This window comes from Sphingomonas sp., assembly GCF_025362505.1.
Classification (GTDB): Bacteria; Pseudomonadota; Alphaproteobacteria; order Sphingomonadales; family Sphingomonadaceae; genus Sphingomicrobium.
The window spans coordinates 1-24,119 of sequence record NZ_JANYGG010000122.1; the positions used below are offsets into that span (position 1 = coordinate 1).

A 24,119-nucleotide genomic window follows, 5' to 3' on the forward strand; every position below is an offset into this window, starting at 1 on the left:
GCCTGCCGTGACTCTTGGGAAAATACGGCTCAAGCCGCGCCATCTGCTCGTCCGTCAGCCAGTACAGGTTGCTCATGCTCCGTCTCCTTGCGGAGCCTGAATCAGATCGCGCCTCTCAAATCAATGGGTCCTGACCCTAGAAAAAAAGGTCATCGAGAAGTGTTGCAAGGGGTCACCCGTACGTAAACTTGGCAATGGCGATAATTTTCCAACTCATGTGATCGTGAAGCAGATCATGACTCAGGTCAGGCTTTTGGGGAACAGATATAGACACATTGCAATATTGCTCGATCGCGAAGACCGTACTGCTGAACTAGGTTCTTTTTGTCAGGAGATTTGTGCTGGATTAGATGAGGCTGGAATCGGGACCCAATCATATAGTGTGTACATAAAAGACCGAGTAGCTGAAGACTGGATACTAGCTGATCCAGAGACTATCGAGACATATGTGGGGCAAAAAGTTGACGTTGTCGGCATGTCAGGCAAAGGTGGGCTAAAGTTAATTTTAAAGCCTCATGGTATAAAGTATTCGGAGACGGTGGTTGGAGTTGATTTACTGAGTTCGCTTATTTGTTCACGGGCATCAAAGAATTCTGCTTCCTTACAAATGTTCTGTGACACGTTTCCAGAAGACTGCTGGTGGCTTGCCCGATAGTGGGGCTATTTCGTCGGTTGGCAGTCTCGCTTAGTGCCTCGACGTCTGCCCCCCCTGCTAACCCGTTCACATGCTCGAACCCCGCCGACCTCATCATCGACACCAATTACGGTGACACAATTACGGTGACAGTGCACAAAATCCACCCCCTACCGCCGCACCGCATACTCTCCCACCAGCAGCCGTTCGGGGACATGCCATTCCTTGGCGATCTTGCGGATCATGGGGAGGGTGAGGGCGCGTTTGCGCTGGAGGATTTCGGTGGCGCGGGAGGGGCCGATGAGACGGCCGAGATCGGCGCGGGTGCGGCCTTCGTGCGCCATCGCGCCCTCGATCGCTTCGACCGGGTCGGCGGCGGCTAATGGCCAGCGGCGGTCCTCATAAGCCTCGACCAGAGTGACGAGGATATCGAGCAGGTCGCCGTCGTCGCTGCCCTCGGGCGCGCCCCACAGCGCCTCGATCTCGGCAAGCGCGGCGGCGTGGTCGTGATCGGTGCGGATGGGGCGGATGTCCATGGCTCGGGCCTTTCTTTAGAACAGGTTCACGGTCAGTGCATTGACCTTGTCATAGTCGGCATGGGTGCCGACGAACTTCACGAAGGCGATCGACCGGCGAAAATCGAATGCGCAGATCAGGCGGAAATCGCCGCCGGCAATCTCGAAGCGAACGCGCTCGCCATTGAGCGCCCTGGCCTTTGAAAACGCGCCCTGAACTTCTGCGATGGTCGACCATTGCGCATCCTTCACCAACCGTCGCCAGTGGAGCAGCGAGGCCGATGCCTGCGGGTTGCGCTCGGCGAAGGCAACGAGGGTGCTTTGCGCGATCAGCCGCATGGGTTTAAGTAGACTTCCCATGGTGGGAAGTCAAGCCAATCGAACGGGCGGGATGGTGCTAGCCGCCCGCTCTCGCCCTTGCTAACCCCAGCCCATGCCCGAATCCCCCGCCGACCTTATCATCGACACGCCGTTCGATAGCGCTCTGTCCGAGCGGTATCTGGTTTATGCCCTCTCGACGATCACGGCTCGGTCGCTGCCCGATGTTCGCGATGGCCTGAAGCCCGTTCACCGGCGTCTTCTCTGGGCGATGCGTCTCCTCAAGCTCGATCCGGCGTCCGCGTACAAGAAATGCGCGCGGGTGGTGGGCGATGTCATCGGCAAATATCATCCGCATGGCGACCAGTCGGTCTATGACGCGATGGTGCGGTTGGCGCAGGATTTCGCGCTGCGCTATCCGCTGGTCGACGGGCAGGGCAATTTCGGCAACATCGACGGGGATAATGCCGCCGCCTATCGCTATACCGAAGCGCGGCTGACGGGGATCGCGCAGGCGCTGATGGCCGGGCTCGACGAGGGTACGGTCGACTTCAAGCCGACCTATAACGGCGAGGAGGAAGAGCCCGAGGTGATGCCCGGGCTGTTCCCCAATCTGCTCGCCAACGGATCGAGCGGGATCGCGGTGGGGATGGCGACCTCGATCCCGCCGCACAATGTGGCCGAGCTGATCGACGCGGCGATCCACCTGGTCGAGAACCCCGGCGCCGAAGACTCGGCGCTGATGGACTTTGTCCACGGGCCGGACTTTCCGACCGGCGGCGTGCTGGTCGACGGGCCGGGGTCGATCGCGCAGGCCTATGCGACCGGGCGGGGGAGCTTTCGGCTGCGCGCGAAGATCGAGACGGTGCGCGAGAAGGGCGGGGGGTGGCACCTGCTGGTCCACGAGATCCCGTACGGGGTGCAGAAGGGCAAGCTGATCGAGGCGATCGCCGGGCTGATCGGGGACAAGAAGCTGCCGATTCTGGCGGATGTGCGCGACGAGAGCGCGGAGACGCTGCGCGTGGTGCTGGAGCCCAGGTCGCGGACGGTCGACCCGGAATTGTTGCTCGAGAGCCTGTACCGGATGAGCGAGCTGGAGGTGCGGTTCCCGCTCAACTTGAACGTGCTCGACAAGCACCGGACGCCGGGGGTGATGAGCCTGAAGCAGGCGCTGACCGCGTGGCTGGCGCACCAGATCGAGGTGATGGTGCGGCGGGCGACGGTGCGGATCGGAAAGATCGACGATCGGCTGGAGCTGCTCGAGGGGTTCCTGGTGGCGTTCCTCAACCTCGACCGGGTGATCGAGATCATCCGCACCGAGGACGAGCCCAAGCCGGTGATGGTGGCGGAGTTCGGGTTGAGCGACCGGCAGGCCGAGGCGGTGCTCGACATGCGGCTGCGGCGGTTGCGCAGGCTCGAGGAGATGGAGATCCGCAAAGAGCGCGACGGGCTGGTCAAGGAACGCGAGGGGTTGGCGGGGCTGATCGTAGCTGATGCTTCTGGCCGTCTCAAGCAGAGGAACAAGCTGAAGCGCGACCTGGGCGGCGTGAAGGACAAGTTCGGCGACGCGCGGCGGACGGCGATCGAGGAGGTCGTTAGCGGCGGGGCGAAGGTGCTCGACTGGTCGGCGATGATCGAGAAGGAGCCGATCACGGTGATGCTGTCGCAGCGCGGCTGGGTGCGGGCGATGAAAGGGCATGTCGCGCTGGCCGAGGTGGCCGAGCAGAAGTGGCGCGAGGGGGATGGGCCACGGTTCGCGTTCCATGCGCAGACCACCGACAAGTTGCTGCTGCTGGGCGAGAACGGGCGGGCCTATACGCTGGGCGGGGACAGATTGCCCGGCGGGCGCGGGTTCGGCGAGCCGGTGCGGCTGACGATCGACCTGCCGGCCGAGGTCGAGATAGTGGCGTTCGCGGTGGTGCGCGTTGGCATGAAGCTGCTCGTGGCGTCGTCTGACGGGCGCGGGTTCGTGACGAACGGCGAGGCGGTGATGGCCGAGACTCGCAAGGGCAAGCAGCTGGTCAATCTGCGTCCCGGGGCGAAGGTCGCGGTGCTGCGCGTGGTGCCGGATGGGGCCGACGCGGTCGTGGTGGTGGGCGAGAACCGCAAGATGCTGGTGTTCCCGCTCGCCGAGCTGCCCGAGATGGGGCGCGGGTCGGGCGTGCAGCTGCAACGCTATCGCGATGGCGGGCTGTCGGATGCGGTCGCGGTGAAGATGGGCGAGGGCTTGAGCTGGCCGCAGGGTGGCGGCAGCGGGCGGGTGCGGACCGAGGGCGATCTGTCGGCGTGGCGCGCGGTGCGCGGTGCCGGGGGGCGGATGGCGCCGATCGGGTTTCCCAGGAACGGGAAGTTCGAGGGGTGAGGGCGGTTAGCGCGTTGTCCCCGTTCGGCCGGTTAAGCCTGGCTTAATGACCTCGACCGCATCCACCTGCGGGACGGATGTGCGCGGACCAACGCACGACAAAGGGGGAGAATGACATGAGAAGGCAAATTGGCTTTTGGGCAGCCGCGGCGTTCCTGGCGAGCGGTGCGGCGGACATTGCCGCAGCTCATGCAATCAAGACCAAAGGTGCGGGCGGGGTGGATTGTGTCGCAAGCGCGCCCGTGCCGGACGCCGCCGCCGCCGCTGATCTAAGTGCGATCAAGACCAAAGGCGCGGGCGCGAACGATCGGGCCACCACCGAACCGGACAAACATGTGCCTCCGCTGTGCTGCTCGGTGGCGCGCGCTTCGGCCGCGGGGTCGACCGAGCCTGGCTCGAAGACCAAACCGAGCGGTACGCCGGTCGCTACTCCAAATACCTGGTCCCTTCCCGTTTGCCATGCCTAGGCGGCCGGCAGGACGAGCGCTTTTCGCGGCGCCCCACGACCGATTGAGCGAGGCTGAGGGGGCGTTGGAAATTATGGCGACAGTGCCACGAATTTCCACCTGACGCCCCGGTCCTACGGCGCTTCCGCCAGTTCGAAGTCGGCGGGATCGACGCCGACCTTTTCGCAGATGCGGATCGCGGCGAGGCGTTCTTCTTCGTCGAAGCCGCCGTCCGCGGCGGCGATTGCGCAGCACGCCTCGACCAACAGCCGCGGGTAGGGGCCGACGCCCTTGAGCCGCGCGACGGCGTCGAATGCGGCTTGTTCGCCAGCCTGCTGATCGGTGGCGAAGTGCGCGGTCATCGCCTCGAAGGTGACGATGACGTCATCGAGACCGAAGGCGGCGATCGGCTCGAACCCGCGGATCTGCCCGAGCATGCGGACGCGCTCCTCCTCGGTCACCCAGCCGTCGGCATAGGCGACGAGTGCGCAGCCGCCGACAATGCCGACCATCAGTTCTTCGTTGAGGGCGCGGTGAACTTCGTCGTTGAAGTCCTGCCAGGATCGTTTCGAGAAGCGGGCGTGCGAACGGCGGTAGGGCATGGTTTTCCTCCTGGTGTTGCGGTGTGCGGGGATCGATCAGTCGAAAATGTCGAAGATGCTCGAACGCTTCTTGGGGCGGCGATAATCGTCGTCCGAATAGCGGTCGCGGCGCATCTGCGAACGGTCAGGCTGCGGCGGCGACCAGGGCTGCTGCGGGGCCGCGCGGTCGGCGGACGGATCGCCGTCGGCGGCGGCGAGCAGCTTTTCCAGTTCACCGCGGTCGAGCCAGACGCCGCGACACTGCGGACAGATGTCGAATTCGACCCCCGATCGCGTCACCGATTGCATCGAACCATTGTCGTTGGGGCAGAGCAGCAGCGGCATCAGATATCTCCGTTTGAAATGGGTTGAAGCGACGAGCGGGTTCGCCACAGCGAATAGAATATCCCCGCCGCGAGGATGGCGAACGTCACCCCGAGCGACCACGACGCGGGGAATTTTTCGAGACCGAACAGGTCGGCGGCGAAGATCTTCGAGCCGATGAAGATCAGCAGGACGGCGAGCGCCTGCTTCAGATACGCAAAGCGGTGCAGCACCGCGGCCAGCGCGAAGTAGAGCGCCCGCAGCCCTAGGATGGCGAAGATGTTCGAGGTGTAGACGAGGTAGGGATCGGTGGTGATCGCGAAGATCGCCGGCACCGAGTCGACCGCGAACACGATGTCGGCGATCTCGATCAGGATCAGCGCCAGGAACAGTGGCGTGAGGAAGCGGACCGCCTTGCCCGTCGCGGGATCGGGCAGCGTCACGAAAAACCGTTCGCCGTGCAGGGTGTCGGTGACGCGGAAGCGGCGGCGGAGCAGCTTCAGGAACGGGTTGTTCGACAGGTCGGCGGTGTTGTTTTCGACCATCAACATCTTGATTCCGGTCAGGACGAGGAAGGCGGCGAAGATGTAGAGCGCCCAGCTGAACTGGGCGACGAGGGTGGCGCCGATGCCGATCATGATCGCGCGCAGCACGATGACGCCGAGAATGCCCCAGAACAGCACTCGATGCTGATACAGTCGCGGGATGGCGAAGAAGCCGAAGATCAGCGCGATGACGAAGATATTGTCGAGCGCCAGACTCTTCTCGACGATGAAACCGGTCAGATATTGGAGGCCGGCGGTCTCGCCGAGTTGCCACCATACAAGGCCGCCGAACGACAGGCCGAGTGTCATGTATCCGGCCGATAACAGCAGGCTTTCGCGAACCCCGATTTCTCGGGGCCGACGATGCAGGACGCCAAGGTCGAGCGCCAGCAGCGCCGCGACGATCGCGAAGAAACCGAGCCACATCCAGGCCGGTTTGCCGAGCCATTCGATCAGGAAAAATTCCACTGCCGCCTCCGTTTCAGGGAGTGCAGCTCGAGCGGGTTTCGGACAATTGGACCCGGCATCGAGCTCACTCGATGCGGTCCGACATCACGACCGATTGGTCGCCAGAGGGGCCCGGCCCGCGACGTGCATATACGCAAGCGCGCCGCGCAGTTCAAGGCGTGCCGGCGTTTGTGGTTCTCGATGGGGCTCGCCACGCCGCAGATCGTGGGCTGGTGCACCAAGTTCGACCTGGCGGTGACGGTCCTTGCTAGTGCGTGGCGGCGGGCGGTTCGACGCCGTAGGCGGCGTTGATGCTGACCGCGACCGGGGCCGCGTCGATGCCGAGCTTGTGGAGCATCGCCAACAGGAGCGCTGTCCTGGCCTTGCAATCGCCGCGGCGGTTGGCTGCGCGGCGGGCAGGCCGGCGGCGGTCTGTAGCGACGCGGCGACCTCCGAATTGGCCCACCCGGCAAGCGGGCTGTCGCACGCCGTGCTCGTCACCAAATTGGCACATTAGTGAAACGCTAATGTCGCCTCTCTGACGTAGGGGTCGCGCAGTGTATCCAGGGGTGGAGAGACGGCGATGACCATTGGCCGGGGCAAGAAAATTGGGCCGGGCGCGCTTGCCGGGCTGAAGACGGCGATGATCCCGACGCCCGAATGGTTCGACGAACCGGCGCATTTCAACAAGGGTCGGCCGCGCACGACGTATCGGACGGTATGGATTTCGGACACGCACCTCGGCACGCCGGGATGCAATGCCGAGCTGCTGCTCGACTTCCTGCGCTCGACCGATTGCCAGACCTTGTACCTGGTTGGCGACATCGTCGACGGGTGGCAGCTGCGCAAGGGATGGTATTGGCCGTCGCGCCACAACGACGTCGTGCGGTGCGTGCTCAAGCAGGCCAAGCGTGGCACGCGCGTGGTCTATGTGCCGGGCAACCATGACGAGGCGTTCCGCGACTATGTCGGGCTGCACTTCGGCGGGGTCGAGATCATGCCCGAGGCGATCCACGAAACCGCCGACGGGCGCAAGCTGCTGATCGTCCACGGCGACGAGTTCGACGGGGTGGTGATCTATGCCAAGTGGCTCGCCTTCCTCGGCGACCATGCCTACACCATGCTGCTCAAGTTCAACCGGACGGTCAACGCGGTGCGGCGCTGGTTCAAACTGCCCTACTGGTCGCTTGCCGCGCATCTCAAGAAGAAGGTCAAGAACGCGGTCGCGTTCATCTCGAGCTTCGAGGAAGCGGTGGCGCGCGCGGCGGCCGAGCGCGGTGCCGACGGAGTGGTGTGCGGGCACATTCACTCGGCCGAAATTCGCCAAATCGGTGACGTGACCTACTACAACGACGGCGATTGGGTCGAAAGCTGCACCGCGCTGGTCGAACATGCCGACGGGACGATGGAGATCCTCGACTGGGCGTCGAAGGTGCGCGCCGAGAAGGCGGCGGCGCGGGCAGCGGGCAGGCCGGTAGCGGCCGAGGTCGCCTGACGATGCGCATCGCGCTGGTCAGCGATGCGTGGGCGCCGCAGGTCAACGGGGTGGTGCGCGCGCTGGCGACGACCGCCGAGCGACTGCGCGCGAGCGGGCACGACGTGCTGACGATCACCCCGGCGAAGTTCCGCACGATCGGCTGTCCGACCTATCCCGAAATCCGGCTGGCGATCCTGCCGGGCAAGCGGGTGCGGCGGTTGCTCAACCTGTTCGCGCCCCAAGCGGTGCACCTTGCGACCGAGGGGCCGCTGGGGTGGGCGGCACGGGGTTGGTGCAAGCGGCGCGGGCTGGGGTTCACGACCTCGTTTCACACGCGCTTTCCCGATTATGTCGCGCTTCGTACGGGGCTTCCGGCTGACCTGTTCTGGCCGGTGATGCGCCGGTTTCATGGGGGCGCGGAGCGGACTTTCGCGGTGACCGCGGCGCTGGCCGACGAGCTGGCCGGGCGGGGGATTTCGCCGGTCCACCGCTGGCCATTGGGGGTCGACCTTGGCGCCTTCACACCCGACGTCGCGCCGCACCCGGCGATGCGCGGTTTGCCGCGGCCGATTCAGCTCAGCGTCGGGCGGGTCGCGGTCGAGAAGAATCTGAGCGCGTTCCTCGATACGACGGTTGGCGGGACCAAGGTCGTGGTCGGCGACGGACCGGCGCTCGAGCGTCTCAAGGCCGACTATCCCGGGGTGCTGTTCCTGGGGGCGCTGCACGGCGCGGAACTGGCGTCGGCCTATGCCGCCGCCGATGTGTTCGTCTTCCCGAGCCGGACCGACACGTTCGGGCTGGTCAATGTCGAGGCACTGGCGAGCGGGGTGCCGGTCGCGGCCTATCCGGTGCGCGGGCCGCTCGACATCGTCGGCGCCTACGGGTGCGGGCTGAATGGCGGGACACAGCGGGTGGGCGCGCTCGACGAAGATCTGTCGCGCGCGATCATGGTAGCGCTGACCGCCGACCGCGCGGCGTGCCGGGTCGAGGCGGCGAATTATGACTGGTCGCGCTGCACGCAGGCGTTCGTCGCCGGGCTGGCGACGCGGCGGGTGAGGGCGGTGAGCGGGGCGCTCGCGCTGGCCTGACCCTGAATCAGGCTCCGTGCGATATTGCTGCTAATGCGGGGGCGACTCCAGCCAGGGACAGCGATGAAGCCGAAAATCTTGACGACGCTGCCGGGCTATACCGGGCGCCAGTTCAGTGCGGATGCGCTGGCGGCGGTGACCGTCGCGATGGTCGCGCTGCCGCTGAGCATCGCGATCGCGATCGCGTCGGGGGCGCCGCCGGCGGCGGGGCTGGTGACAGCGGTGATCGGCGGATTCCTGATCTCGGCGCTGGGCGGGAGCCGGGTGCAGGTCGGTGGGCCGACCGGGGCATTCATCGTCGTCGTCTATGGCGTGATCCAGTCGCATGGCTTTGACGGGCTGTTGCTGGCGACCTTGATGGCAGGCGTGATCCTGGTCGTCGCCGGGGTGCTGCGCGCGGGGCGGCTGATCGAGCTGGTCCCCGAGGCGGTGATCGAGGGGTTCACGGTCGGCATCGCGATCGTCATCGCGGTCAGTCAGTTGAAGGACCTGCTCGGGCTGACGGTGGCGCATCTGCCGGCGAAGTTCTTTGCGCAAGGGGCGACGCTGTGGGCGGCGCGGGGGAGCGCCAACGGCGCGGCGGTGGCGGTCGGGGTCGCGACCGTGGTGATGATTTTTGCGCTTCGGCGGTGGGCGCCGCGGGTGCCGGGGCCGTTGGTCGCGGTGGTGCTGGCGAGCGGTGCGGCGGTGCTGTTGGTGCTGCCGGTCGACAGCGTTCACTCGCGCTATGGGGCGTTGCCGGCGGGGTTGCCGTGGCCGCACCTGCCACCGCTGTCGATCGAACTGGCGTGGGCGGTGCTGCCGTCGGCGCTGATCATCGCGTTCCTGGCGGGGATCGAGTCGCTGCTGTCGGCCAAGGTCGCCGACCGCATGATCGGGAGCGCGCATCGCTCGAACGCCGAACTGCTGGCGCAAGGGGCGGCGAATATCGCCTCGCCGCTGTTTGGCGGGCTGCCGGCGACGGGTGCGATCGCGCGGACCGCGACCAATGTGCGGGCGGGCGGGCGGACGCCGATGGCCGGGTTGATGCATGCGCTGATCATCCTGGCGGTAATCGCGGTGGCGGCGCCGCTCGCGGGCTATCTGGCGATGGCTGCGCTGGCCGGGCTGCTGCTGGTCACGGCGTGGACGATGAGCGAGCCGGCGCGGTGGGGCGAGCGGTGGCGCGAGCCGGTCCCTGAGCGGTTGCTGTTTGCGCTGACGATGGTGCTGACGGTGGTGGCGGACCTAACGATGGCGATCGCGGTCGGAACGGCGCTGGGACTTGGGCTGAAACTTGTGCGGGGCTCAGGCGGTCGGCTCGTCGGGGAAGAGCAGCGGCGCGAGGAGCGCGGCGGCGGCGGCGCCGAGTAGCTGCGCGACGATGAACAGCGGGACGTCGACCGGGGCGATGCCGGCGAAGCTGTTGGTCAGGCTGCGGATCAGGGTGATCGCGGGGTTGGCGAAGCTGGTCGACGAGGTGAACCAATAGCCCGCGACGATGTAAAGCGCGACCGCCGGAGCGACCCAGGCGGGGCGGTGGCGGACGGTACCGATGATGGTCAGGAGCAACCCGAAGGTGGCGATGAACTCGCCCATGAACTGGCCGGGCCCGGCGCGGGCCTTCAACCCCAGCTGGAACAGCGGCAGGCCGAACATGAAATGGGCGGCGAGCGCGCCGAGCAGGCCGCCACCTAGCTGCGCCGCGAGATAGGGCAAAGTGTCGCGCCACGCGAGCGCGCGGCGGGCGGCCATGACGAGCGTCACGGCGGGGTTGAAATGCGCGCCCGAGACGGGGCCGAAGATGGTGATCAGCACGAACAGCATCGCCCCGGTGGCAAGCGTGTTGCCGATGAGCGCAACGGCGATGTTCCCGCCGGCCAGCGCCTCGGCCATGACGCCCGAGCCGATCACCGCGGCGAACAGGAAGAACGAGCCGAGCGCCTCGGCGGCGAGGCGGCGGGAGAGTGGCGGGGAGGGGGGCGCGGTCAGCATGGCGCAGCTTAGCGTATCGGTGCGGCAAAATGGAGACAGTTGAAACTGTCCGCAGCTGGCGCGCTGGCTGGTCCTTGACGAAAAGATACCCTATCGATCGACCATGCTTTCTCAAAAGACCCGCTATGCGCTTCGCTCGCTGCTGTTCCTCGTCGAATCCGGAGCCGGGCAGGTCGGACAGGGGCCGGTGCGGCTGGCCGACATCGCGTCGAGCCAGAAGGTGCCGCCGAAATATCTCGAGCTGATCATGCTCGACCTGAAGAAGGCCGGGCTGGTGACGAGCGAGCGCGGGCCCAAGGGCGGCTATCTGCTGGCGCGGTCCGCGGAGGAGATCTCGTTCGGCGCAATCGTTCGCGCGATGGAGGGGCCGATCGCGCTGGTCAGTTGCGCGAGCGTCAACTTCTACGCGCCGTGCGGCGACTGCCATGACGAGGAGACCTGCGCGATCCGCCGGGCGTTTTCCGAATTGCGCGACCGGAGCACCGAGATCCTAGACGGGATATCGCTCGCGAAAGGGGCGGTGTGGGAGGAGCGCCTCGCAGCGGTAGAATGAGCCGATCGAACGCCGGATCGAGCAATACCCCTATTCTCTAGTAGGGGAATAGGGGTATTAGGGTGGGGACCTTAAACCGGGGACTTGACCATGACGCCCAATCGCCGAACTTTCCTTGCCGGTGCCGCGCTGATCGCGACGATGATCATGCCGGGGATGACCCCCGCGGTCGCCGCGCCGGCGCCAGCCGAACTGCTCAACGTATCGTACGATCCGACGCGCGAACTGTACGAAGCGATCAATGCCAATTTCGCGAAGAAATGGCAGGCCTCGACCGGCCAGGCGCTGACCATCCGCCAGAGTCACGGCGGGTCGGGCAAGCAGGCCCGCGCGGTCATCGACGGGCTCAAGGCCGACGTCGTGACGCTGGCGCTGGCGTACGATATCGACGAGATCGCGCAGCGGTCGAAATTCCTTCCAGCAAACTGGCAGGCGCGCTTGCCGAACAATTCGACGCCTTATTATTCAACCATCGTGTTCCTGGTGCGCAAGGGCAATCCCAAGGGGATCCACGACTGGAACGACCTGGTGCGGCCCGGCATCCAGGTGATCACGCCCAACCCCAAGACGTCGGGCGGAGCGCGCTGGAACTACCTCGCGGCGTGGGGCTATGCGACGCGGCGCGACCATAGCGCGGTCAAGGCGCGCGAGTTCGTGTCGAAGCTCTATGCCAACGTGCCGGTGCTCGACAGTGGCGCGCGCGGCGCGACGACGACGTTCGTCGAACGCGGCATCGGCGACGTGCTGATCGCGTGGGAGAATGAGGCGTTCCTGGCGGTCGACAAGCTCGGCAAGGGCAAGTTCGAGATCGTCGTGCCGTCGGTCTCGGTGCTGGCTGAACCGCCGGTCGCGGTGATCGACAAGGTGGTCGATGCGAAGGGAACGCGCAAGGCGGCCGAGGCCTATCTGCGGTATCTCTACACCCCCGAGGCGCAGGACATCATCGCGCGCAATTACTACCGGCCGCGCAATCCGGCGGTGGCCGCGAAGTATCGGGCGCGCTTCCCGAACATCGCGCTGTTCACGATCGATCGCAATTTCGGCGGGTGGAGCAAGGCGCAGGCGGCGCACTTCGCCGACGGCGCAACGTTCGACCAGATCATCGAGGCGGTGAAGCGCTGACGATCATGCATGGACGGGGGCGGGCAGCCGCATCCGCCGAGCTATCAGCCAGAATATTCTGAAAACCCGGGCGATCCAGTCGCCCACAGACTGTCGGAGTTTATCATGCGCAAGCTGTTTTTAGCGGGGGTGACCCTGCTCTTCTTATCGTCTCCCGCGCTTGCCCAACCGGCGGCGGTTCCCGCACTAACGGGTGATCCGGTGCTCGACCGGCTCAACGCGCTCGAGGCCCGACTGCGCCAGGTGGAGGCGCGCAACGCCCAACTCGAACAGCAGGTCGAGTTCGATCGCACTCGGCTGCAGTCGGTCGAGACCCGCTCGGCGAAGGCGGTCCAGTTCGGCTGGGCGCCGACGTTCGGCGAGCCCAGCGGGGCGTTCACATTCAAGCCGCGCGGGGTGGTCGACGCCGACGCCGTGCTGTTCCATGAACGGCGTGGGGGCTATGATTACAACGACGGGACGGCGTTCCGGCGTGCCCGCATCGGGCTCGAGGGAACCGCGTTCAAATGGTTCAACTATCGGGTCGAGGCGGACTTCGCCGGCGATGTCGTGAACATCACCGACGCGTATTTGCAGTACACCAAGATTCCCAAGACGGTGATCACGATTGGTCAGCACAAGGCGCCGTTCGGGCTGGAGTCGAACAACAGCGACAATTACAACATCTTCCTCGAACGCGGCATGTTCACCAATGCGTTCGGCAATGTCGGGGCGGAACGGCGGATCGGCCTGTCCGCCGCTTGGGCGCCGCGCGACACGATCAACATCGCCGCGGGGGTGTTTGGCGACAACGAAAGCATCAGCCGGTCAACGGCCACGGTCGTGACCAACACGCCGGACGAAAGCTGGGGCTTCAACGGACGCGCGACGTGGGAGCCGGTATCCCAGCCGGGCAAGATCCTGCACCTCGGGGTCGCCGGATTCTATCGGTCGTCGCTCAAGTCGGGTGATGTCGCCGACGCGGTGCGCCTGAGCGAACGGCCTAATATCCGGGTGGATAATGGCAATATCGCCGACAGCGGGGTGATTACCGGGGTCAAGTCGTTGCGTTATGGTGGCGTGGAAGCGGCCGCCGTGCTGGGTCCGCTGACCGTGGCCGCCGAGGCCGGCCGGTTGTGGCTCGACCGCGCGACGCTGGGCAACAGTCATTTCACGGGTTTCTATGGCTATGCGGCCTATGCGCTGACCGGCGAAAAGCGAACCTTCAAAGGCGGCAATTTCGATCGCCTGCGACCCTATCGCGAGCTTGGCAAGGATGGGTTGGGCGCGTTTGAAGTGGCGCTGCGCTATGATCAGATCGACCTCGAAGACACGCCAGTCATGGCGCGGGCGGGCAACAAGGCGCGCAGCGTAACGCTCGGGCTGAACTGGTATTTCAACCCGTTCGCCAAGCTGATGCTCAACTGGGTGCGGTTCAGCGGCAATAACACCCCGCTCGATCCGGTCGGATCGTCAACCGCGGGTGATGCCTTCGCGACCCGCCTCCATTTCGATTTCTGACGGAGGGGCAAGCGGTTAGCCCTCGCCCGCAACGGAGAATTAACTGGTCGGGCGTAAGCCCTTGGTGATGCAGGCTGCGACCTCTCGCGATCCGGCTCGAACCGGCGTGCCCGACGTGTTCGAGTCGGGTGGGGGCAAGGTGTCGGCAAATCCCGAGGATCGCGTGTTGCTCGATGCGCTGCCGATCGCGGCGGGGGTAATCGGGCGCGGCGGCAGGGGCACGCTCAAGCTGGTCGCGTGGAACACGCGGCTCAGGCAATCGATCGAGGAGTCGACCAAGACCCAGTTCGACGCGGAACGTCTCCCGCTGCTCAGGGAAGGGCGGATCGCGAAGCTGCTCGGCAATTATCTGGCATCTGCCGCCGACGCCGTCGACGAAATGGATTTCCGCGACGGCGACGGGCTTGCCGCGCGTTATTTCCGGATGAAGCTGGCGCCGTTGCCGCGCGATACCGCGAACAACGAGCCGCGCTGCCTCGTCAGCCTGGTCGACCGCACGATCGAGGTCGAGGCCGAACGGGCGCTGCGGGCGGAGATGCTGCGCGACAGTTTGACCGGCCTGCCCAACCGGCTGGGCTTCACCGAGAAGATCGAAAAGGCGGGCGAGGCGCGGAGCGAGGATGCGATGGGCCCAGTGCTCGGCGCCAACGATTACGCCGTGCTGGTGGTCGACCTGCTGCGCTTCAGCCGGATCAACGAGAGCATGGGGAGCCTGGCCGGCGACGAACTGCTCATCACCTTCGCGCGGCGGCTGGTGTCGACCTTGCGATCGGGCGACGTGCTGGCGCGCACCGGGGGCAATGAGTTCGGGATCCTTGTCGGCACGCGGCACGGGGTCGACGATGCGCTGGCTGCGGCGGAGCGCATCCAGCAGGTAATGACCGCGCCATTCCGCCTGTCGGAGCTGGAGATCAAGGTCGAGTGCGCGATCGGCGCGGCGCTGATGCAGCCGGGGCAGGACAGCGAGGAATTGTTCCGTAACGCCCAGTTCGCGGTCAAGCAGGCCAAGCAGGTCGGGCGGCCGCTGGTCTATGAACCGGGCGAGGCGAGCGCGGCACGACGGAGATTTTCCATAGAGACCGAGCTGCGCCGGGCGCTCGACAAGGATGAGCTCAAGCTGTTCTACCAGCCGCTGATCAACCTGAAATCGGGCGAGGTCGCGGGGTTCGAAGCACTGGCGCGGTGGCACCACCCCGACCGCGGCGAGATTTCGCCGACCGAGTTCATTCCGGTGGCCGAGGAGAGCGGGCTGATCCTGACGCTTGGGCGGTGGGCGATGGACGCGGCGGCGCAGACGCTGGCGCGGTGGGACAAGGAAGCGGGCGGGCCGCTGCCGCTGTATGTCGGGGTCAATCTGTCGGCGATCCAGGTCGCGCGCGACGACATCGCGCAGGTCGTGTCGAGCGCGCTCAGGTCGAGCGGGCTGGCCGGCGCGCGATTGTCTCTCGAGCTGACCGAAAGCTCGATCGTGCAGGACCCGGCGCGCGCCACGCGGGTGTTCGATGCGTTGAAGGCGCTCGACGCGACGGTGGCGATGGACGATTTCGGGACCGGTTATTCGAGCCTCGCCTATCTCCAGCGGCTGCCGATCGACGTGCTCAAGATCGACCGCAGCTTCGTTACCGGGATGATGGGCGACCCCGACAGCGTCGCGATCGTGCGCGCGGTGCTGAGCCTGGCTGAGGCGCTCGGCATGTCGACGACGGCCGAGGGGATCGAAACGGTCGAGTTGGCGACGACGCTGGCGACGCTGGGCTGCGCGAGCGGACAGGGGTTTTATTACGCCAAGCCGCTCGCCGCCGAAGAGGCGCTGGATTATTGGAAGTCGCGACGAAAGATCGGCAAGTAGCAACTTGCCGGCAGCGGTTGAGGGATCCGGGCGGCGGCAAAGAGGGCACAATCCGCCGCCCGTCCCTCGGGGTCGCCAGAGGCGGCGCGGAACCTGCGCCTGCCTCGTGGGTGGGGCGACCCGTTACGGCATCAGCACACTGTCAATGACGTGGATGATGCCGTTCGACTGCATGACGTTGGCAATAGTGATGTTGGCCTTGCCACCCTTGGCGTCGATCACCTGAAAGCCCTTGCCGACCTTGCGGAACTTGAGGTTCTCGCCCTGGACGGTCTTGAGCGTCGCGGTGCCGTGATGCTTCATCGCCATCGCCGAGATCTGGCCGGCGGTGATCCGGCCGGGGACGACGTGATAGGTCAGGATGGTGGTCAGCGTGGCCTTGTTCTCGGGCTTGACGAGCGTCTCGACGGTGCCGGCGGGGAGCTTGGCGAAGGCCGCGTTGGTCGGCGCGAAGACGGTGAACGGGCCCTTCGACGAAAGGGTGTCGACGAGGCCGGCGGCCTTGACCGCGGCGACCAGCGTGGTGTGGTCACGCGAGTTGACGGCGTTCTGAACGATGTTCTTGGTCGGATACATCGCGGCGCCGCCGACCATCGGGTTGTGGGCGGTGGCGGGGACGGCGATCAGCGCCAGCGTGGCGGTGAGAGCAAGAAGGGCGGTTTTCATCGGTATCTCCTGTGGGGGCTCCAAAGGGGGGAGCTCAGGGAGATACGGACCGGGTTGCAGGGCGGATGCAGCGGGGTGCTAGACCTTGCTGAGCGCGCCGCTGGCGACGACCGGGCCGGTCGGCTGGCCGGTGGGGGAACCGCCTTCGGGCTCGAACGAGATGGCGAGCATGGTGCCGGCGGCGATCGCCCCGGTGGTCTTGGCGTCGGCGACGACGGTGTTGCCGACGACGTGGAACAGCCCGAGCGCGAGGGGGCGCTCGCCGGCCTTGATGGCCCATAATTGGGCGCTGCGACCGGCGGGAATCGGCATCGGACCGGGCATGCGGACAAGGCGGCGGTCGGGGTCGTAATAGGCGGCAAGCGGGGCGGTCTTGCCGTCGGCGAGCGCCATCGCAGCGACCATCTGCACTTGCGGGCCGGGGATTGCGGAAGGGGTGTCGGGGCGCACCACGAGCACGCCCGAGAGGCTTGCCGCGGCGAGCATCGAGCCGAGCGCGAGCGGGCGCCAGAAGCCCGGCGTCGAGGTGGCGCGGGGCGCCAGCATGGGGCGGTCGAGGTGGGCTTCGATCCGATCGGCCAGCGCGGCCGGCGGGGCGCGTTCGGGGGTGCCGGCGAAGAGGGTAGCGAAATGCTCGCGCCAATGTTCGACTTCGCGCGCGAAGGCCGGGTCGGCGAGCTGGCGGCGCAGCGCGGCGGCGCGGTCGTCTCCTTCGAGCAGGCCGAGCGCGAGCTCGGCTGCGGCGACGTCGGGATCGGGCCCGCCGGGGGTTTCGAGCAGGTCAGGCGGCGTCATTGAGACACTCCTTGAGCCGGAGAAGGCCGCGGCGGACCCAGCTTTTCATCGTGCCGAGCGGGACCGCCTGGCGCTCGGCGAGCTCGGCATAGGTCAGCCCGTCGAAGAAAGCGGTGCGGATCGCCACGCGCTGCTTTTCGTCGAGCGCGTCGAGGCACAGGTGGAGCTGGCGGGCGCTCTCGTCGGCGACGATGGTGTCGATCGCGCTGGGGCGGTCGTCGGCGATGTCGGGGGCCTCGTCGAGCGGGGTCGAGGGAGTGCGCGCGACCGAGCGACGCCAGTCGATCGCGCGGTTGCGAGCGATCGTCGCCAGCCAGCTGATCGGGCTCGCCCGACCGGGCTCGTAGGCGCCGGCTCGCTTCCAGATCGTAAGATAGACGTCGCTCAACACTTCCTCCGCGGCCTGCCGGTCGTTGCAGATACGCAAGATGACGCCGAATAGCTTCGCCGAGGTCAGCGAATAGAGCGCGCGGAAGGCCGTGCGGTCCTCGCGACCGGTGGCGACGAGCGCTTCGGTCAGCCGCTCGCGGGCGGCGGGATCGGCGGGGCGAGGCGTTCGAATGTCCACGCAGCCGCGTCTATCGCGCGGCGGACGGGCGGGCAATGGCGCCGTGATCGATGATGGCGCCCGCGACGATATCGTCGAGGTCGGCGCCCGCCGCGAAGCCGGCGTCGAGCCAGGCCTGTTCGATCGCCTTGAGCGTGCGGGCGACGAGCGGGCCCTGGGGGACGCCCTTCGCGATGAGGTCGCCGCCCGAGATCGGCAGGCGGGGGATTGGCCAGGTCGCGATCGCCACGGCATCAGCGGGGCGGTTGGCGAGCAGGAGGCGGTCGATCGCGCTCTCGGTGCCGAGGCGGTAAGCGTGGACCTCGCGGCTGCCGAGGTCGGTGGTCGCGGCGGCGAGCGCGAGGCGTCTGCGCGCCTTGACCGAAAGCTTAAGGCGCGCGGCGATCTTCTCGGCGGTGAGCGGGTCCTGCGGGATGAGCGCGGCGAGGCGGCGGAGCGGGTCGCCGGGGATGTCGGCGGCGTGCTCGGCGGCGAGGAGCGTGGCGAGGCGGTCGGTCTCGGTTATCTCGGGCAGGACGGGCAAGAGGATGGCGTGCGCGACCATCGTTCGGATCGTCGGGAGCGGATCGGCGAGCGCGAGCAGCTTGAGCAATTCGTCGGCGATGCGCTCGCGCGACAGGGCCATCAGGTCGTTGGCGCGGGCGGTGCAGGCGGCCAGTGCCGCCTCGTCCGGGGCGCCGGCGGCGAAGCGCGCGTGGAAGCGGAAAAAGCGCATGATGCGAAGGTGGTCTTCGGCGATTCGCTCGAGCGGTTCGCCGATGAAGCGGACGCGGCGGGCCTCGAGGTCGGCCCGACCCTTGCCGGTCGGGTCGAACATCTCGCCGGTCAACGGGTCGGCGTAGAGCGCGTTGATGGTGAAATCGCGCCGCGCGGCGTCGGCCGCCCAGTCGTCGGTAAAGGCGACCGTGGCGCGGCGACCGTCGGTTGCGACGTCGCTACGCAAGGTGGTGATCTCGACCACCGTGCCCGACGCGACGGCGGTGACGGTGCCGTGGGCGAGGCCGGTCGGGATCGCCTTGATCCTGGCGTCCGCGAGGCGGTTCATGACGTCTTCGGGGCGCAGCCGGGTGGCGAGGTCGAGGTCGGCGTCCTGAAGCCCGAGCGCGAGATCGCGCACCGCCCCGCCGACAAGGCGGGTGGCGCCGTGCTTCGCATCGAGTGCGTCGAGCAGGCTGTCCATGCCCGGCCGGGTGCGCCAGGCGGCGGGATCAAGCGCCATGGAGTTCGCCGGTGCGGAGGCGACGGCCGAGGTTGACGAGCATCGCCGCGGTCGCCCCCCAGATGTTGCGGTCCTGCCAGCCGATCCGGGTGTAGACGCGCTGGCGGCCGTCGACCTCGATTGTTTCGCGGTGATGGTTGGCGGGGTCGAGGACGAACGCCAGGGGCGCCTCGAACCAGTCCGCGACCTCGCGCGGGTCGGGCTTGATCGAAAGGTCGGGGGGGATGACGCCGACGACCGGGGTGACGCGGTAATTGGTGATCGTCCGGTAGGGGTCGGCGAGACCGCAGAGTTCGACCATGGCCGGGTCGATCGCGAGCTCCTCCCATGCTTCACGCAGCGCGGTGTGGGCCGGGTCGCGGTCGTCGGGATCGACCTTGCCACCGGGAAAGGCGACCTGTCCGGGGTGGAGGCGCATCGCGTCGGGGCGGACGATGAACAGCAGGCCGGGCTCGGGCCGGTCGGTGATCGCGACGAGGACGGCGGCCTCGCGGGTCTCGTCGGGTAGGTCGTCGTGGCCGTGGTCGCCGGTCGAAATGCCTTTGGGCGACGCGGTGGCGAGGGCGGCGGCGAGGCGTGCGGCGAGGGTCATGCCGCCGCCGCGGGAGTGAGCGAGAAGAAGGCGCCATTCGACCACACTCCGGGCGGGTCATGGGCTTCGGCGAGCGCGATCTCGGCGAGTTCGTAGTAGAGCGGGCGGGCGAGTTCGGCCTCGAGCCCGCCGCGAACGAGGACGCGCGGCGAGGGGCCGGCGGGCGTGTCGATCACCGTCAGCGGATGGTCGGGCCCGACGATCAGCGCGTCGGCATGATCGATCTCGAGCGCGATTCGGCGGGTTTCGTCGGCCCCTTCGCTGGTCATCGCGATGGCGCGGAAGGGGGTGCTGTCGACCGCGATCGTCAGCCGCTCGGCCGGGGTGACGAGGACGTGGCTGCCATCGGCCTCGCGGCGCAACACGGTCGAGAACATGCGGACCATTGCGTCGCGGCCGATCGTCTCGCCGCGATAGGTCCAGCGGCCATCGCGGTGAATGACCATCTCGCTGTCGCCGCAATGCGCGGGGTGCCACCGTTCGACTGGCGGCAGGGAGCGGCCGGCGAGCGCCTTCGCCAGCGCGTCGAGCGAACCGCCGGCGAGCGCGATCAGAGGATTGGATTCAGGCATCGAGCGCCGCTCTACTCGCGGGCAGCCGGGCAATCCAGTCTTGCGCCGCGCCGCCGGCGGCGGCAGGGCGGGGCGATGAGCGAGGCTGAACAGCGCACGGCGATCGTCACAGGGGCGGGGAAGCGGGTCGGCGCGGCGTTGGCGCGGGCGCTGATCGACGATGGCTGGACGGTGGTGGCGCATGTCCATCGTGGTGAAGACCCCGTGCCGGACGGGGCGGTGCGCGTGGCCGCGGATCTTGCCGATCCCTTGGCGGCGGCGGCGATTGTCGAGGCCGCGCGCGGGCTTCCTGCGCTGCGATTGCTGGTCAACAATGCCGCGCGCTTCGCCGGCGATGGGTTCGGGTCTTTTTCGGCCGCCGAGTTCGATGCCCACATGGCGGTCAATGCGCGCGCGCCGGCGCTGCTGATCGAGGCGTTTGCGCGAGTGGCGCCGCGGGGGAGCCTGGTCGTCAACCTGCTCGACGCCAAGCTCGCCGCGCCCAACCCCGATTTCCTCAGTTACACGCTGTCGAAACAGGCGCTCGCCGGGCTGACCGAACTGGCCGCGCGGGCGCTGGCGGGGGACGGGATCAGGGTCAACGCCATTGCACCGGCGCTGATGCTGCCGTCAGGACCGCAGGACGACGCCAATTTCGCGCGGGTCCATGCGCTCAACCCGCTCGGGCGGGGAGTCGAGCCGGATGACGTGGTGCGCGCGCTGCGCTATCTCGTAGAGGCGCACGCCGTGACCGGCGAGGTGATGACGATCGATGGCGGGCAGCGCTTCTGGCAGCTTTCCCGCGACGTCCAATATTTGGAGGACCAATGAGCGAGCCGGTTAAACTGAAGGGCCTCGTGCCGGACCATCTGAAGGTCCGCCAGAGTCGCATCCTGCTCGATTCGCTCGAAGTGATGATCGACATCGGTTTTCACGATTTCGAGATCGGCACGCCGCAGCGACTGCTGATCAGCGTCGAGATATGGCTCGAGGCGCTCGACCTGCCGCCGGGCGATGCACCGGAAGGCGCGTGGAACTATGATTATCTGCACCAGGAAGTGCGCCGAATCGCCGGCGAACGCCGTTATAACCTGCAGGAGACATTCGTTCATGCGCTGTTCGAGCGGTTCGCTGCGTGTCACGGGGTAAAGGCACTGCGGGTGGCGAGCGCGAAGCCCGATATTTATACCGATGCGCGCGGGGTGGGGGTCGAAATCGCCTCTTTCACGGGGAGCGCCCCGTGATTCGCAGCAGGCCTGCGCCGGGTACGGAACAAAATCGGTTGCGGCTCCATTGAGCGTTCATTAATGAGGCTCGATTCCGTTTCGATGATATGTTGATACATCGGGCGGATCGAACAAGGGTCGGGACGAGTAAATAAGCCCGATTCGACCGTGGAATACTACGGCTACACGAGGAGAGTTGCGGCTTAATGTCATACGCCAATCGCCAGCAGATGGGTTCCAACCGGACGGTGTCGATCATCGTCGTGGCGCTCTTGCACATCGTTCTCGGTTACGCCCTCGTAACCGGCCTCGCCTATAACGTGCTGAAGAAGGCGGCGACCGATCTGAAGACGTTCGATGTGACCGAGCCGCCTCCGCCGCCGGAAGAAAAGCCGCCGCCCGAGCAGAAACCGAATACGCCTCCGCCGCCGCAGGTCGTGGCGCCGCCGCCGATGGTCCGGATGATCACGATGGCGCCGCAGATCCAGACGGTCTCGGTCGCGCCGCCGCCGGTGATCACCATGCGTGCCCCGCCCGCCCCGCCGGCTCCGCCGGCGCCGGTCAAGCGGGAATCGGCGCGCGCCAAGGGTAGCCTGATCGGGTTGTTCTCGTCGGAGGATTATCCGAACTCGGCGCTCAGCGCGAACGAGCAGGGGACCACCGCCGTGCAGTTGACAATCGGCACCGATGGACGCGTGTCGGGGTGCAACATCACCTCGTCGAGTGGCTCTTCGGCGCTGGATAATGCCACCTGCAACATCCTGCGCCGTCGGGCACGCTTCAGCCCGGCGATGGACAGCAATGGCGCGCCGACGACCGATACCTACTCCCAGCGGATCACCTGGCGGGTTCCCGCCGAATAACCGACCAATTGAATTTCAAAGGAAGACCAAGCCATGCAGAATCCAGTTCCCGCAGCGCCGGCAGGCGACAATCCCTACGGCCTGTTTCAGGCACTCCACGAAGGTGGCGTGATTTCCTGGTCAGTGTTCGTGATCCTCGTGATCATGTCGATCGGCACCTTCTACATCATGTTCACCAAGCTGCTGCAGCAGCAGAAGATCATGAATCAGGGAAACAAGGTCCGCGCATCCTTCTGGAATTCGCCGAACCTCAAGGATGCCGCGATCAAGCTCGAGGCACGCAGCGCATATCGCTCGATCGTCGACGACGCGCTCGTCGCGCAAGAGCAGCACGGCAAGCTGACCGATCCGGTCGACCAGCATGAGTGGATGGCCAACAGCCTCGCTCGCTCGCAGGGCAGCATCGGCGCGCGCCTTGGTGAAGGCCTCGCCTTCCTCGCGACGGTCGGTTCGACCGCGCCGTTCATCGGCCTGTTCGGCACCGTCATCGGCATCTACCGCGCGCTGATCAAGATCGGTGCGTCGGGCGATGCGTCGATCACCACCGTCGCCGGCCCGGTCGGCGAAGCGCTGATCATGACCGCGCTCGGCCTGGTCGTCGCGGTTCCCGCGGTGCTCGCCTACAACTGGCTGATCCGCCGCAACAAGTCGATCATCGAGGATCTCGCGGCGTTCACCAACGACGTGCATGGCTACATCATGTCGTCCGGGGCGGTGAAGCCGCGCGGCATCGGTCCGGCGACCGCACCGGCCAAGAGCGCCAGCGCCCCGCTTGCTCCGTCGACCACACGCTAGACGCCAACTACCCGGGCGGGGACTTTCCCCGCCCGGTGAAGTTTGAATATACGAAGGAAAGCCACAGCCCATGGCGATGAGCGTAAAGCAAGACGGTGACGACGAAGCCGTGCCGATCTCGGACATCAACACGACGCCGCTGGTCGACGTGATGCTGGTGCTCCTGATCATCTTCCTGATCACCGTCCCGGTCGTGCTTCAGACCGTCCCGATCAAGCTGCCGAGCGTTCGCTATGAAGTGACGCAGACCAAGCCCGAGAACGTCTCGTTGACGGTCAGGGGCGCGCCCAACGGGTCGTGCGAAGTCTATTGGAACATGACAAAGTTGAGCTCGACCGAACTGCTCGACCGAGCGGTGGCGAAGCTCAAGGCTGAGGTCGACAAAGTCGGCGGCGTGCAGAACATCACCGAGGAAAACATGCCCGAGGCGCATATCCGCGGCGACATCAACACGCCCTACCGCTGCATCGGCGGGGCGATCTACACGATGCAGCTGGCGGGCTTTGCCCGGGTCGGCTTCATTTCCCAGCCGGGCGGCGCCCCGGCTGCACGACTTTAAGGATTCGCCAAGATGTCGATGCAAACCACGAGCTTGAACGCCGAAGCCGAGCCGATGATGGAAATCAACACGACGCCGCTGATCGACGTGTTGCTGGTGCTGATCATCATGCTGATCATCACCATTCCGCCGCAGACTCACGCGGTCAAGCTCGACCTTCCGCAGAACAGCGAAACCCCACCGCCGCCAGTCGAGCCGACCAAGAACAAACTGGTCATTACCCAGACCGGCGCGATTCTGTGGAACGGTACGCCGGTGACGCTGCAGCAGCTGCGCACCTATCTCGACGTGTCCCAGCAGATGAACCCGGTCCCCGAGCTTCACCTCCAGCCCGACGCCAATGCGCGTTACGTGGTGGTCGATCAGGTGCTCGCGGTGACCAAGCAGGCGCACGTCACCAAGATGGGGTTCGTCGGCAACGAAGCCTATATGACGGCGTTCTAGGGCGCTCGGCACATCAATCGAATGACAAAGGGCGGTCCTTGGCGGGGCCGCCCTTTTTCGTGACGAAAAATTTTGCCCGAGCCAGAAGGGCAATAACCGCTTGTTG

General features: G+C 66.4%; 27 protein-coding genes. 15 read left to right on the top strand and 12 right to left on the bottom strand.

From position 1 onward, the window contains the following. Positions 1–804: 804 nt before the first annotated feature. Positions 805–1,170: a transcriptional regulator gene (locus Q0R27_RS11720; RefSeq protein WP_293944981.1), complete on the bottom strand. Its 366-nt coding sequence runs from the start codon at positions 1,168–1,170 to the stop codon at positions 805–807. Positions 1,171–1,185: 15 nt separating this feature from the next. Next, positions 1,186–1,488, bottom strand: a complete 303-nt coding sequence (locus tag Q0R27_RS11725) for a type II toxin-antitoxin system HigB family toxin (protein WP_293944983.1) — start codon at positions 1,486–1,488, stop codon at positions 1,186–1,188. 94 nt (positions 1,489–1,582) lie between these two features. Between Q0R27_RS11725 and parC the strand changes: the two genes are divergently transcribed. Next, a complete protein-coding gene (gene parC, locus Q0R27_RS11730) occupies positions 1,583–3,829 on the top strand; it encodes a DNA topoisomerase IV subunit A (protein ID WP_293944985.1) in 2,247 nt (748 codons plus the stop codon). Between the two features lie 116 nt (positions 3,830–3,945). Then, on the top strand, positions 3,946–4,296 hold the full coding sequence (locus Q0R27_RS11735) for a hypothetical protein (protein ID WP_293944986.1): 351 nt from the start codon (positions 3,946–3,948) through the stop codon (positions 4,294–4,296). 113 nt (positions 4,297–4,409) lie between these two features. Here Q0R27_RS11735 and Q0R27_RS11740 read toward each other — a convergent pair whose 3' ends face one another. From Q0R27_RS11740 to Q0R27_RS11750, 3 genes are read right to left on the bottom strand one after another with little or no spacing between them, the layout of a single operon-like run. Beyond that, positions 4,410–4,877, bottom strand: coding sequence for a TerB family tellurite resistance protein (locus Q0R27_RS11740; protein WP_293944988.1), 468 nt, complete (start codon positions 4,875–4,877; stop codon positions 4,410–4,412). A 36-nt stretch (positions 4,878–4,913) separates the two neighbouring features. Then, positions 4,914–5,201 carry a zf-TFIIB domain-containing protein gene (locus Q0R27_RS11745; protein ID WP_293944989.1) on the bottom strand — a complete coding sequence of 96 codons (288 nt, stop codon included), beginning with the start codon at positions 5,199–5,201 and terminating at the stop codon, positions 4,914–4,916. Beyond that, complete coding sequence (locus Q0R27_RS11750) at positions 5,201–6,193, bottom strand: TerC family protein (protein WP_293944990.1); 993 nt, start codon at positions 6,191–6,193, stop codon at positions 5,201–5,203. Before Q0R27_RS11750 ends, Q0R27_RS11745 begins: the two co-directional genes overlap by 1 nt. Positions 6,194–6,815: 622 nt before the next feature. Between Q0R27_RS11750 and Q0R27_RS11755 the strand changes: the two genes are divergently transcribed. The 3 genes from Q0R27_RS11755 to Q0R27_RS11765 all read left to right on the top strand — a co-directional run bounded on the left by Q0R27_RS11755 (position 6,816) and on the right by Q0R27_RS11765 (position 10,090). Further along, on the top strand, positions 6,816–7,667 hold the full coding sequence (locus Q0R27_RS11755) for a UDP-2,3-diacylglucosamine diphosphatase (protein WP_293945027.1): 852 nt from the start codon (positions 6,816–6,818) through the stop codon (positions 7,665–7,667). 2 nt (positions 7,668–7,669) lie between these two features. Further along, entirely contained in the window at positions 7,670–8,737 is a 1,068-nt protein-coding gene (locus tag Q0R27_RS11760; protein ID WP_293944992.1) for a glycosyltransferase family 1 protein, read from the top strand. Between the two features lie 63 nt (positions 8,738–8,800). Next, positions 8,801–10,090: a SulP family inorganic anion transporter gene (locus Q0R27_RS11765; RefSeq protein WP_293944994.1), complete on the top strand. Its 1,290-nt coding sequence runs from the start codon at positions 8,801–8,803 to the stop codon at positions 10,088–10,090. On the opposite strand, the gene Q0R27_RS11770 is transcribed toward Q0R27_RS11765, so the two are convergent. Further along, on the bottom strand, positions 10,025–10,711 hold the full coding sequence (locus Q0R27_RS11770; RefSeq protein ID WP_293944996.1) for an aquaporin: 687 nt from the start codon (positions 10,709–10,711) through the stop codon (positions 10,025–10,027). The genes Q0R27_RS11765 and Q0R27_RS11770 overlap by 66 nt on opposite strands. Positions 10,712–10,814: 103 nt before the next feature. Here Q0R27_RS11770 and Q0R27_RS11775 point away from each other — a divergent pair, with 103 nt between their 5' ends. The 4 genes from Q0R27_RS11775 (at position 10,815) to Q0R27_RS11790 (ending at position 15,735) form a co-directional block, all read left to right on the top strand. Continuing rightward, positions 10,815–11,264 (top strand): Rrf2 family transcriptional regulator, encoded by a 450-nt coding sequence (locus Q0R27_RS11775; protein ID WP_293944999.1) that lies wholly within the window; start codon positions 10,815–10,817, stop codon positions 11,262–11,264. Between the two features lie 141 nt (positions 11,265–11,405). Continuing rightward, the gene (locus Q0R27_RS11780; protein WP_293945029.1) at positions 11,406–12,386 is read left to right on the top strand and encodes a sulfate ABC transporter substrate-binding protein; all 981 of its coding nucleotides are present in this window, start codon (positions 11,406–11,408) and stop codon (positions 12,384–12,386) included. A gap of 105 nt (positions 12,387–12,491) precedes the next feature. Further along, positions 12,492–13,886 (top strand): porin, encoded by a 1,395-nt coding sequence (locus tag Q0R27_RS11785; protein ID WP_293945001.1) that lies wholly within the window; start codon positions 12,492–12,494, stop codon positions 13,884–13,886. Between the two features lie 67 nt (positions 13,887–13,953). Then, entirely contained in the window at positions 13,954–15,735 is a 1,782-nt protein-coding gene (locus Q0R27_RS11790) for an EAL domain-containing protein (RefSeq protein ID WP_293945003.1), read from the top strand. Positions 15,736–15,858: 123 nt separating this feature from the next. Here Q0R27_RS11790 and Q0R27_RS11795 read toward each other — a convergent pair whose 3' ends face one another. From Q0R27_RS11795 to Q0R27_RS11820, 6 genes are all read right to left on the bottom strand, one after another. Then, positions 15,859–16,329, bottom strand: coding sequence for a fasciclin domain-containing protein (locus tag Q0R27_RS11795; RefSeq protein ID WP_293945031.1), 471 nt, complete (start codon positions 16,327–16,329; stop codon positions 15,859–15,861). Between the two features lie 150 nt (positions 16,330–16,479). Further along, the gene (locus Q0R27_RS11800; protein ID WP_293945006.1) at positions 16,480–17,196 is read right to left on the bottom strand and encodes an anti-sigma factor; all 717 of its coding nucleotides are present in this window, start codon (positions 17,194–17,196) and stop codon (positions 16,480–16,482) included. After that, positions 17,183–17,764, bottom strand: a complete 582-nt coding sequence (locus tag Q0R27_RS11805; protein ID WP_293945008.1) for a sigma-70 family RNA polymerase sigma factor — start codon at positions 17,762–17,764, stop codon at positions 17,183–17,185. Before Q0R27_RS11805 ends, Q0R27_RS11800 begins: the two co-directional genes overlap by 14 nt. 10 nt (positions 17,765–17,774) lie before the next feature. Next, positions 17,775–18,983: a CCA tRNA nucleotidyltransferase gene (locus Q0R27_RS11810; RefSeq protein ID WP_293945010.1), complete on the bottom strand. Its 1,209-nt coding sequence runs from the start codon at positions 18,981–18,983 to the stop codon at positions 17,775–17,777. Beyond that, a complete protein-coding gene (locus Q0R27_RS11815) occupies positions 18,973–19,575 on the bottom strand; it encodes a CoA pyrophosphatase (RefSeq protein ID WP_293945012.1) in 603 nt (200 codons plus the stop codon). The genes Q0R27_RS11810 and Q0R27_RS11815 overlap by 11 nt, the downstream gene beginning before the upstream one ends. After that, positions 19,572–20,147: a DUF1285 domain-containing protein gene (locus Q0R27_RS11820; RefSeq protein ID WP_293945013.1), complete on the bottom strand. Its 576-nt coding sequence runs from the start codon at positions 20,145–20,147 to the stop codon at positions 19,572–19,574. The genes Q0R27_RS11815 and Q0R27_RS11820 overlap by 4 nt, the downstream gene beginning before the upstream one ends. A 75-nt stretch (positions 20,148–20,222) precedes the next feature. On the opposite strand from Q0R27_RS11820, the gene Q0R27_RS11825 reads away from it, so the two are divergent. From Q0R27_RS11825 to Q0R27_RS11850, 6 genes are all read left to right on the top strand, one after another. Beyond that, positions 20,223–20,957 carry an SDR family oxidoreductase gene (locus tag Q0R27_RS11825; protein WP_293945018.1) on the top strand — a complete coding sequence of 245 codons (735 nt, stop codon included), beginning with the start codon at positions 20,223–20,225 and terminating at the stop codon, positions 20,955–20,957. Continuing rightward, entirely contained in the window at positions 20,954–21,370 is a 417-nt protein-coding gene (locus Q0R27_RS11830) for a dihydroneopterin aldolase (RefSeq protein WP_293945021.1), read from the top strand. Before Q0R27_RS11825 ends, Q0R27_RS11830 begins: the two co-directional genes overlap by 4 nt. A 188-nt stretch (positions 21,371–21,558) precedes the next feature. Beyond that, positions 21,559–22,215 (top strand): energy transducer TonB, encoded by a 657-nt coding sequence (locus Q0R27_RS11835; protein ID WP_293945022.1) that lies wholly within the window; start codon positions 21,559–21,561, stop codon positions 22,213–22,215. Positions 22,216–22,248: 33 nt separating this feature from the next. Then, complete coding sequence (locus Q0R27_RS11840) at positions 22,249–23,010, top strand: MotA/TolQ/ExbB proton channel family protein (RefSeq protein WP_293945023.1); 762 nt, start codon at positions 22,249–22,251, stop codon at positions 23,008–23,010. Positions 23,011–23,080: 70 nt separating this feature from the next. After that, positions 23,081–23,569 (top strand): biopolymer transporter ExbD, encoded by a 489-nt coding sequence (locus Q0R27_RS11845; protein ID WP_293945025.1) that lies wholly within the window; start codon positions 23,081–23,083, stop codon positions 23,567–23,569. Between the two features lie 18 nt (positions 23,570–23,587). Continuing rightward, complete coding sequence (locus tag Q0R27_RS11850; RefSeq protein WP_293945034.1) at positions 23,588–24,013, top strand: biopolymer transporter ExbD; 426 nt, start codon at positions 23,588–23,590, stop codon at positions 24,011–24,013. Positions 24,014–24,119: the final 106 nt, after the last annotated feature.

What these genes read in the sequence shown, in the direction of transcription:
- Q0R27_RS11720 (WP_293944981.1), bottom strand. Translation starts at nt 1,170, where the DNA reads ATGGACATCCGCCCCATCCGCACCGATCACGACCACGCCGCCGCGCTT.
- Q0R27_RS11725 (WP_293944983.1), bottom strand. Translation starts at nt 1,488, where the DNA reads ATGCGGCTGATCGCGCAAAGCACCCTCGTTGCCTTCGCCGAGCGCAAC.
- parC (WP_293944985.1), top strand. Translation starts at nt 1,583, where the DNA reads ATGCCCGAATCCCCCGCCGACCTTATCATCGACACGCCGTTCGATAGC.
- Q0R27_RS11735 (WP_293944986.1), top strand. Translation starts at nt 3,946, where the DNA reads ATGAGAAGGCAAATTGGCTTTTGGGCAGCCGCGGCGTTCCTGGCGAGC.
- Q0R27_RS11740 (WP_293944988.1), bottom strand. Translation starts at nt 4,877, where the DNA reads ATGCCCTACCGCCGTTCGCACGCCCGCTTCTCGAAACGATCCTGGCAG.
- Q0R27_RS11745 (WP_293944989.1), bottom strand. Translation starts at nt 5,201, where the DNA reads ATGCCGCTGCTGCTCTGCCCCAACGACAATGGTTCGATGCAATCGGTG.
- Q0R27_RS11755 (WP_293945027.1), top strand. Translation starts at nt 6,816, where the DNA reads ATGATCCCGACGCCCGAATGGTTCGACGAACCGGCGCATTTCAACAAG.
- Q0R27_RS11760 (WP_293944992.1), top strand. Translation starts at nt 7,670, where the DNA reads ATGCGCATCGCGCTGGTCAGCGATGCGTGGGCGCCGCAGGTCAACGGG.
- Q0R27_RS11765 (WP_293944994.1), top strand. Translation starts at nt 8,801, where the DNA reads ATGAAGCCGAAAATCTTGACGACGCTGCCGGGCTATACCGGGCGCCAG.
- Q0R27_RS11770 (WP_293944996.1), bottom strand. Translation starts at nt 10,711, where the DNA reads ATGCTGACCGCGCCCCCCTCCCCGCCACTCTCCCGCCGCCTCGCCGCC.
- Q0R27_RS11775 (WP_293944999.1), top strand. Translation starts at nt 10,815, where the DNA reads ATGCTTTCTCAAAAGACCCGCTATGCGCTTCGCTCGCTGCTGTTCCTC.
- Q0R27_RS11780 (WP_293945029.1), top strand. Translation starts at nt 11,406, where the DNA reads ATGATCATGCCGGGGATGACCCCCGCGGTCGCCGCGCCGGCGCCAGCC.
- Q0R27_RS11785 (WP_293945001.1), top strand. Translation starts at nt 12,492, where the DNA reads ATGCGCAAGCTGTTTTTAGCGGGGGTGACCCTGCTCTTCTTATCGTCT.
- Q0R27_RS11790 (WP_293945003.1), top strand. Translation starts at nt 13,954, where the DNA reads ATGCAGGCTGCGACCTCTCGCGATCCGGCTCGAACCGGCGTGCCCGAC.
- Q0R27_RS11795 (WP_293945031.1), bottom strand. Translation starts at nt 16,329, where the DNA reads ATGGTCGGCGGCGCCGCGATGTATCCGACCAAGAACATCGTTCAGAAC.
- Q0R27_RS11800 (WP_293945006.1), bottom strand. Translation starts at nt 17,196, where the DNA reads ATGACGCCGCCTGACCTGCTCGAAACCCCCGGCGGGCCCGATCCCGAC.
- Q0R27_RS11810 (WP_293945010.1), bottom strand. Translation starts at nt 18,983, where the DNA reads ATGGCGCTTGATCCCGCCGCCTGGCGCACCCGGCCGGGCATGGACAGC.
- Q0R27_RS11815 (WP_293945012.1), bottom strand. Translation starts at nt 19,575, where the DNA reads ATGACCCTCGCCGCACGCCTCGCCGCCGCCCTCGCCACCGCGTCGCCC.
- Q0R27_RS11820 (WP_293945013.1), bottom strand. Translation starts at nt 20,147, where the DNA reads ATGCCTGAATCCAATCCTCTGATCGCGCTCGCCGGCGGTTCGCTCGAC.
- Q0R27_RS11825 (WP_293945018.1), top strand. Translation starts at nt 20,223, where the DNA reads ATGAGCGAGGCTGAACAGCGCACGGCGATCGTCACAGGGGCGGGGAAG.
- Q0R27_RS11830 (WP_293945021.1), top strand. Translation starts at nt 20,954, where the DNA reads ATGAGCGAGCCGGTTAAACTGAAGGGCCTCGTGCCGGACCATCTGAAG.
- Q0R27_RS11835 (WP_293945022.1), top strand. Translation starts at nt 21,559, where the DNA reads ATGTCATACGCCAATCGCCAGCAGATGGGTTCCAACCGGACGGTGTCG.
- Q0R27_RS11840 (WP_293945023.1), top strand. Translation starts at nt 22,249, where the DNA reads ATGCAGAATCCAGTTCCCGCAGCGCCGGCAGGCGACAATCCCTACGGC.
- Q0R27_RS11845 (WP_293945025.1), top strand. Translation starts at nt 23,081, where the DNA reads ATGGCGATGAGCGTAAAGCAAGACGGTGACGACGAAGCCGTGCCGATC.
- Q0R27_RS11850 (WP_293945034.1), top strand. Translation starts at nt 23,588, where the DNA reads ATGCAAACCACGAGCTTGAACGCCGAAGCCGAGCCGATGATGGAAATC.